Source organism: Serinicoccus kebangsaanensis (assembly GCF_008919445.1).
In the GTDB taxonomy this organism is placed as follows: domain Bacteria; phylum Actinomycetota; class Actinomycetes; order Actinomycetales; family Dermatophilaceae; genus Ornithinicoccus; species Ornithinicoccus kebangsaanensis.
Genome location: NZ_VSLG01000033.1, coordinates 1 through 1,384 on the forward strand (window position 1 = coordinate 1; position 1,384 = coordinate 1,384).

Genomic DNA, 1,384 nt, shown 5'->3' on the forward strand with positions numbered 1-1,384 from the left:
TTCCCGCAAGGTCGAGCTCACCGCCGAGTGCCAGGCCTTCCGGGGCGTGCTCGGCACCAAGGTGATCCTGTGCAAGCCGGCCGATCCGGAGGCCAAGGGACTGGTCGAACGCTCCCACGACCACTACGAGCGGTCCTTCCTGCCGGGCCGCACGTTCACCTCGCCGGCCGACTTCAACACCCAGCTGGCGCAGTGGAACGAGACCGCGAACCGGCGCACCATGCGGGTGCTTGGCTGCTCCCCGGCCGACCGTGTGGACGCGGACCGGGCGGCGATGCTGTCCCTGCCCCCGGTCGCCCCGCAGGCCGGGTGGGCGTTCACGACCCGGCTGGGCCGGGACCACTACGTGCGCCTGGACTCCAACGACTACTCCATCCACCCGGCCGCGGTCGGTCGCCGGATCGAGGTCCGCGCCGACACCACCACGGTCCGCGCCTGGTGCGAGGGGGCGCTGGTCGCCCAGCACGAACGCTGCTGGGCCCATCACCAGACGGTCAGCGACCTCACCCACCTGGTCGCCGCCAAGACCCTGCGCCGGGACCGCTCGAGCATCGCCGCGACCGGGCTGCCCGGGGCGGATGAGGTGGAACAGCGAGACCTGTCCGCCTACGACGTCGCCTTCGACATCACCACCGGGGAGGTCGCCGGATGAGCACGAAGGCGACCACAGCTCGGGACACCACCGCCGAGCTGGCGTTCCTGACCCGCGCGTTGAAAGCGCCCACGCTGCGCGAGTGCGTGCCCCGGCTGGCCGACCGGGCCCGGGAGCAGTCCTGGACCTTCGAGGAGTTCCTCACCGCGTGCCTGCAACGCGAGGTGTCCGCCCGGGAGTCCCACGGCGGTGAAGGACGCATCCGGGCCGCGAGGTTCCCCGCGCGCAAGGCGATCGAGGAGTTCGACTTCGACCACGCCCGCGGCCTCAAACGCGAGGTCGTGGCCCACCTGGGCACCCTGGACTTCATCACCGCGAAGGAGAACGTGATCTTCCTCGGCCCGCCGGGCACCGGCAAGACCCACCTGGGCACCGGTATCGCGATCCGGGCCTGTCAGGCCGGGCACCGGGTCCTGTTCGCGACCGCGTCCGAATGGGTCGACCGGCTCGCCACCGCCCACCACGCCGGCACCCTGCAAGACGAGCTACGCCGCCTGGGCCGCTACCCGCTGCTGGTCATCGACGAGGTCGGGTACATCCCCTTCGAGCCCGAAGCAGCGAACCTGTTCTTCCAGCTCGTCTCCTCCCGCTACGAACGCGCCTCGCTCATCGTCACCTCGAACAAGCCCTTCGGCCGCTGGGGCGAGGTCTTCGGTGACGACGTCGTGGCTGCCGCGATGATCGACCGCCTGGTCCACCACGCCGAGGTCATCAACCTGCGCGGTGACTCCT

The 1,384-nt window shown here is 70.8% G+C and carries 2 protein-coding genes; both read left to right on the forward strand.

The window, feature by feature from the left end:
- Positions 1-652 (forward strand): Mu transposase domain-containing protein (locus FXF60_RS16625; RefSeq protein WP_437440879.1); only part of this gene is annotated, 652 nt, incomplete at its 5' end.
- Positions 649-1,384: IS21-like element helper ATPase IstB (gene istB, locus FXF60_RS16365; protein WP_151527046.1), on the forward strand; the 736-nt coding region annotated here is incomplete at its 3' end. The genes FXF60_RS16625 and istB, both read left to right, overlap by 4 nt.